The organism is Curvivirga aplysinae, from assembly GCF_009711445.1.
Taxonomy (GTDB): Bacteria; Pseudomonadota; Alphaproteobacteria; order UBA8366; family Aestuariispiraceae; genus Curvivirga; species Curvivirga aplysinae.
Genome location: NZ_SMMC01000209.1, coordinates 47531 through 53823, shown reverse-complemented (window position 1 = coordinate 53823; position 6293 = coordinate 47531). Strand labels below are relative to the sequence as shown.

Genomic DNA, 6293 nt, shown 5'->3' with positions numbered 1-6293 from the left:
AATTTCAATAAAGAGAATATGCGAATATGAAAAACCCATTAAAATTGCACATTTGGGGATTAATAACTCTATGCATAATCATAACATTCGGACCAAATCATGCATATGCTGATAACAATGCCAACAGCACAAAAATATATCTTAAACATGTGAATGAATATGAAATTCATCCTGATCAACTGGACATACCATTAAAGCTTTATATCATAAGGCCGGAAAGTTACGATACGTCTAGGACTTATCCTGTCGTTTATGCATTTGATGCAGATTTATCGCTCGGGATGATGACGACTTTAACCTCTCTGGTCTCTAGAATGGCTAGACGGTCCGATCTAAAGCCACCAATCGTGGTATCGATCGGATATGGTGATCTTAAAAAAGCATTCGAGAGACGTCTAAAAGATCTTACACCTTACGCAGATCACTATGATTTACCCAAACGTCCAAATGGTAAAAAGTGGTCGAATATAGGTGGCGGTGACGACTTCCTTGATATCCTAATCCAAGACATCAAACCCTTCGTTGAAAGTCGATATAATGTCGATACATCAGCAGAAACTCTATATGGCCATTCTTTAGGCGGTCTACTTACCTTACATGCGCTTCATAGTAAGACAGAACATTTTGAACGTTTCGCAGCTGCAAGCCCATCTCTATGGTTCAACAAACGTCAGATCATCAATGACATTATTGACTTTCATAACACCCTTGCATCTACAAACTCTAAAGTACCTTTAAGACTAACAGTCGGAGGTGAAGAAGAAGAACTTACAGGTTGGTCTGAGAAATATAGCAAAAATGCAGATTTCCGGAGAAAATGGCTCAAAGAAAATCGCATGGTCAGTAATGTAAATGAATTACAAGATATGCTTTTTTCCACAGAGGGGAGAATTGATGTTGAGTTTAAAATTTATGGCGGTTTGGAACATGCAATTGCCAATGCCCCTGCCTTTTATGACGCACTTCGCTTTGCCATTGAACCCTATGAAGTAAGAAACTAATTTGGTGCAACTTATTAATAGTAATTATTAGTATCACAAATTTTGGCTGACACTAGTATAATGTCTATGCAAATAACACGTTGAAATCCCGAATTTCAAATCAACAAACGACTTGTATCATTTAGACATAGCTTTACTGATACCTCTATTTTATTGTGGAAATACGTGTCGTATCGACCGATAGACAATCCAAGTTGCGATGGCTGCTGCAACATGTTTCAGACTATGCCCACTAACGAGCCCGAAAGTCAGTTGATAAAATTGCAAATCGAAATGTTCCAGAATTTTTGCAATTGCATACCATAAGAAAACATAGCTAAGCATACTAACTTTCATGATCTTTGCCTGACGATACATCCAGCAAATCAATCCAATGAGAATAACCGGAAAGAATTGTATAAAGGCATAGGCGCGCAAGTCTCCAACGCCCATATTTTCGGTGATGACCCAATACAAAATACTTAGCGCTCCAAGTAGGAGAGAAATTGGCAGAACAACTTTCTGACCTATTCGGGCATCAATCCGATCAATAACCACCATTGAGAAAAACGCCATAAATGCGATAGTCATAGGCAGACGGTCCCAGACTAAAGTCATATTGTTAGGGTCAAGATGATAATATCCCGACCCTAACGCAACCAATCCAACACCAATAAAAAATATCAGGGCTACAAGCCTATATTTTATATATTCACCCTCCATTTGCAGGGATTTAAAACTCCCCAACACCCCGATTATCAAGAAGAAGATATTACTTAAGACATTCAAAAAATGATCAATGCCCAACATATTCCTTTGATCCGCAAAGTTATGATACGAGATATCTTGTGCAATGGGATAGGTCATCGCTTTGAGTGAAATAAAGAAAAGCAATGGTATCCAGAATATAAGTATAACTTCCTTTTTAAACATCACGTTCACTTAACTTAATTCTTGGTCAACCAGCTTTTGAATGCTCACATAATCCGTCTTGCCCGTACCTAATACTGGCAACTGATCAACTGTCAGAATTTGTTTCGGGATCATTAATTCTACCATACCTTCTAATTTGGCTGCTTCTGATAAAGCTTTTCTTTCAAGTTCGGCATTTTCTGTCACCAAGACTAAAGCTTCCCCTTTCTTGGGATCAGGTATTGTAACTATAGCATGCATTTGATCAGGCCAGTTTTTGGCAATAAAGGTTTCCACGGCACCCAATGAGACCATTTCGCCTGCAATCTTGGCAAATCGCTTAGCGCGTCCTTTAATGGTTACAAAACCTTCAGCATCAATATCTACAATGTCACCTGTATCATATCGCCCATTCAAAGGTGGCAGGATTTCACCCGGTTTATCAGCAAACATATATCCTTTCATCACATTTGGGCCTGAAACGATCAGCTTTCCACCTTCCTCAATACCCGGTACTGGTTCCAGCTCTGCCTTCAATCCCGGCATTAAACGACCAACAGTTCCGGCCTTGAAATGCATGGCGGTATTCGTAGAAAGAACAGGTGAGGTTTCTGTTGCACCATAGCCTTCAAGGATACGTAAGCCGAATTTCTCAGACCAAATTCTACGCGTTTCATCTTTGACTTTTTCTGCCCCTGCAAAAACATATCTCACGGCATAGAAATCATATGGATGTGCAACTTTAGCATATCCGGTCAAGAAAGTATCCGTACCAAACATAATCGTCGCATTACTATCATATACAAGCGCAGGTACAATCCGATAATGTAATGGAGAAGGATATAAGAACGTTTTGATACCAGACAGAATAGGTAACAACATCCCGCCCGTTAATCCAAATGAATGGAAAATTGGCAAGGCATTAAATACAATGTCCTTTGGATTAAAATCCACACATGCAGCTAACTGAAATCTATTAGACAGTAAGTTTTGATGGCTCAGAACCACTCCTTTCGGCACGCCTTCCGAACCAGATGTGAATAAGACAACAGCCGGATCTTCCGAAGAAATCTCTTTAGCCTTATGAATTTCACCTGCAAATGGAAGGGATAGTAAACCAACAATTTTGTCTAGGAAGTTAATCTTCTGTTTTATATCTTCCAAATATACCAATTCTGTATGTTCAGAAATTGCATCGACTAAATCTTCCAGCTTACCCAGTTCAATAAACCTTCTAGAAGTCAAAACCTTCTTAATCTTACCTGTTTGGCAAGCAGACACTAAATTTGCAGAACCTGTAGAGAAATTCAACATAGCCGGCACATTACCAAAGGCTTGCAAGGCAAAGAAAACCACAGAGGCGCCAACACTATTTGGTAACAGCACACCTGTAATTTCACCTTTTGAGAGGAAAGACTTAAGTTTCCGTCCTAAAACTAAACTTCCTAAAACAAGTTTCTTATAGGATAAGGGTTTACGTTCAATATCCTCAGCCGCCAAACTAGAGGCACCATGAATGGCCTTTGTGTCTAACAAAGCTTCAAAAAGCGTCTGTTGGTCATTCTGTGTCTCGAAAATCAGATTGGTCATTACATCATATAATTTCTGACTAGCCATTTGACGGCGTTCGCGCCCAAAAATATCGGCCGGAATCTCAAAATTACGAGGCTCCTGAATCGTAATTGTGATTTTCGGGAAGAGACGACGACGCACAGTGCCTTTAAGACGTGAGAAAATTGTATATTGTGCACCATCAATCCGGATTGGCACCATGGGTGTGTTTGCCTTATCCGCAATCAATCCGGGCCCTTCATAAATCTTCATCAATGCGCCAGTAGTGGTAATACGCCCTTCAGGGAAAATCACACAATGCCGCCCCTCATCTACCGCCTTAATCAAGGATTTAATTGCCATCGGGTTTGTCGGATCCATTGGATAGGCATCCACAATCTTCAAGAAAGGCTGAATCCACCAGCTTTTAGCCACATGACTATCGACAGCAAAAGTAGGCTTACGCGGTAAGAAAACCGCTAATAGTACGGCATCTAGGAAAGAGACATGATTAACAACAATTACCGCCTTTTCATCAAGGGATTTATAGTGATCTAACCCTTTAACTTCTACTTTAAAGCATAACTTTAAAACCGCTTTCAGAGTCATCTTCACAATAGCATCGGGCAATAAGCCACATACATAAACGGCCACAACGGCATTTAGTAATCCCACAATTAAGAATACATCGATGACAGATAGATCAACAGCCAACATCACAGTCGCTGCCAAGGCACCCACCACCATAAATGCTGCGTTCAAAATGTTATTGGCTGCAACAATACGGGATCTTTGTTGTTCAGAACTTCTATTTTGCATAATCGCATAGAGCGGCACGATAAACAGTCCTGCACAAGTTGCAATCGCAACCAAATCTGCAATGATACGAATGGCGGCGAGAGTGCCAATAAACTCATAGGCACCAATAAAATCTGGTCCAATACTCGGTTGGTATCCACTAACTGCGAAATAAAGATCCACAATGAAGATTGACATTCCAACAGCACCAAGCGGGACATATTGTGCTGAAATTTCGCCTTTTAATAGCTTGTGACAAATCATGGACCCAATAGCGATTCCAATCGAAAAAACTGCCAAGAATAGAGTCACAACTTCTTCATTTGCGCCTAAATATCCTTTGGCAAGGTTAGGAAATTGCGCCAAGAATGTTGCACCAACAAGCCAAAACCAGGAAATCCCCATAATAGATAAAAAAACATCTTTTCTTTCATGTGCAAGCGCGATCGTTTTGAAGGATTGTCCTAGGAAATTGAGGTTAATTTTTAAATCAGGATCCGCAATATTGGTTTTTGGAATAGGTAAACTGGTCAACCATCCAAGAATAGCGAAGCCAACAATCGCAACAGAAATGACCGAGGCGCCGTTTTCGCCTAAAATGTATAACCCACCGAAGATCGTACCTATCAAAATCGCAAGAAAAGTACCCGCCTCAATTAAGGCATTACCGCCAAGCAACTCGTCTTCTTTCAAATGATCCGGCAAAATAGAATATTTCACAGGTCCAAAGAAAGTTGACTGTAATCCCATTAAAAATAGTACAAATAGTAGAAAATATGGCTGTCCTGAAAAGATTCCATATGCACCGGATATCATGATCAGTATCTCGGCAAATTTGATAAATGAAATGAGCCGTGATTTTTCAAACTTATCTGCAATTTGCCCGGCCAAAGCGGAAAATAAGAAAAACGGCAGAATAAAAATCCCAGCAGCCACAGTGATCATCAACTGACCATCTAGTCCGGCTTGGTCTGCCAGTTTATAAACAATCAAAATCACCAGAGCATTCTTGAAAACATTATCATTCATTGCCCCTAAAAACTGGGTCAAAAACAGAGGTAAAAACCTCTTACTACCCAGAATATTGAAATTGCCATCACCCATTTTTTATCTCCAAAGACCAGATATACCCTCGGCCTGTTTCTAAAATTTCGTATTTTTCAAGAATTGCTTTACAGCTGAAGCCGTCGCTTCTTGATATAATAATGTGGAATGCAGTCCGTTGATCAGAAGAAAGTCATCTACCCCTTCTAGATGTGCTTCTTCCAATGAAACTACCATGTCATCATTACCTTTTACAAAAAGATTATAACCCTCATCGCTTGAAGAGACTCCTGCAATGATACCGACAGGCATGGTTAACAACGGAAAATTGGATGCAGTATCTGATGTCAATTGCTGCCCTGAAACACCATATACTAATTGGTAAAATAAATTCCCCTTCAGCTCATCAGCAATTTGTGAGCCTTGATTAGGCGGGGCGATCATAACCACGTTCCCTATTTCAAACACGTCCTCATCTAAGTCCCGTGTTCCTAAAGCTTGCCTCAGAACCAAACCACCCATGGAATGGGACACAAAGGAGACTTTTTCTACATTTCCAAGTTGATCCAGAAGAATGTTTAAATTTTCTGCATGTTCTTCAATGGTCAGACGCGTACTAGCATAGCTAATGGCAGTTGTTTTATAGCCTGCTTGACGCAATTGTTTTTCCAGAAATGCAAATGATCCTGCAGAACGTAAAATACCATGTACAAAAATCACCAAATGTGACACTTCGTCTTTATCAAAAGATTTAGCCAGAACCTGTTGGCATTCTTGCAAACTTCCCCAAGTGACACGCCTATCATTTTCATCCAAAAGACGGTGATGACCTGTTAAAACGTTTTCTTGAAGGCGCCAGTCATTTTGAATCTGGACATCAGACCAAATTTGCTTTCCTCCAAGCGTCGGAACAAATAAACTTTCCTTTGCGCCCGCAATGACAGATGTCATACAAATAATAATCACTGCCAATCCACCAAGAAATCTTCTTTGCTTATTAAGGCGCAT

Annotated in this window: 4 protein-coding genes; 1 reads left to right on the top strand and 3 read right to left on the bottom strand. The window is 40.1% G+C overall.

Annotated elements, in window-relative coordinates; genetic code table 11:
- The first annotated feature begins 26 nt into the window (after positions 1–26).
- Positions 27–1001: an alpha/beta hydrolase gene (locus E1160_RS14840; protein WP_155156568.1), complete on the top strand. Its 975-nt coding sequence runs from the start codon at positions 27–29 to the stop codon at positions 999–1001.
- A gap of 150 nt (positions 1002–1151) precedes the next feature.
- Here the strand turns inward: E1160_RS14840 and E1160_RS14835 are convergent, their stop codons facing one another.
- Genes E1160_RS14835 through E1160_RS14825 form a run of 3 tightly spaced genes read right to left on the bottom strand, consistent with a single transcriptional unit; the run spans position 1152 to position 6293 of the window.
- The gene (locus tag E1160_RS14835; RefSeq protein ID WP_155156566.1) at positions 1152–1913 is read right to left on the bottom strand and encodes a ceramidase domain-containing protein; all 762 of its coding nucleotides are present in this window, start codon (positions 1911–1913) and stop codon (positions 1152–1154) included.
- Between the two features lie 9 nt (positions 1914–1922).
- Complete coding sequence (locus E1160_RS14830; RefSeq protein ID WP_155156564.1) at positions 1923–5345, bottom strand: acyl-[ACP]--phospholipid O-acyltransferase; 3423 nt, start codon at positions 5343–5345, stop codon at positions 1923–1925.
- Positions 5346–5384: 39 nt separating this feature from the next.
- On the bottom strand, positions 5385–6293 hold the full coding sequence (locus tag E1160_RS14825) for a DUF7379 domain-containing protein (RefSeq protein WP_155156562.1): 909 nt from the start codon (positions 6291–6293) through the stop codon (positions 5385–5387).

Coding starts and splice junctions, on each gene's coding strand:
- E1160_RS14830 (WP_155156564.1), bottom strand. CDS start 5,345: ATGGGTGATGGCAATTTCAATATTCTGGGTAGTAAGAGGTTTTTACCT.
- E1160_RS14840 (WP_155156568.1), top strand. CDS start 27: ATGAAAAACCCATTAAAATTGCACATTTGGGGATTAATAACTCTATGC.
- E1160_RS14825 (WP_155156562.1), bottom strand. CDS start 6,293: ATGCGCCTTAATAAGCAAAGAAGATTTCTTGGTGGATTGGCAGTGATT.
- E1160_RS14835 (WP_155156566.1), bottom strand. CDS start 1,913: ATGTTTAAAAAGGAAGTTATACTTATATTCTGGATACCATTGCTTTTC.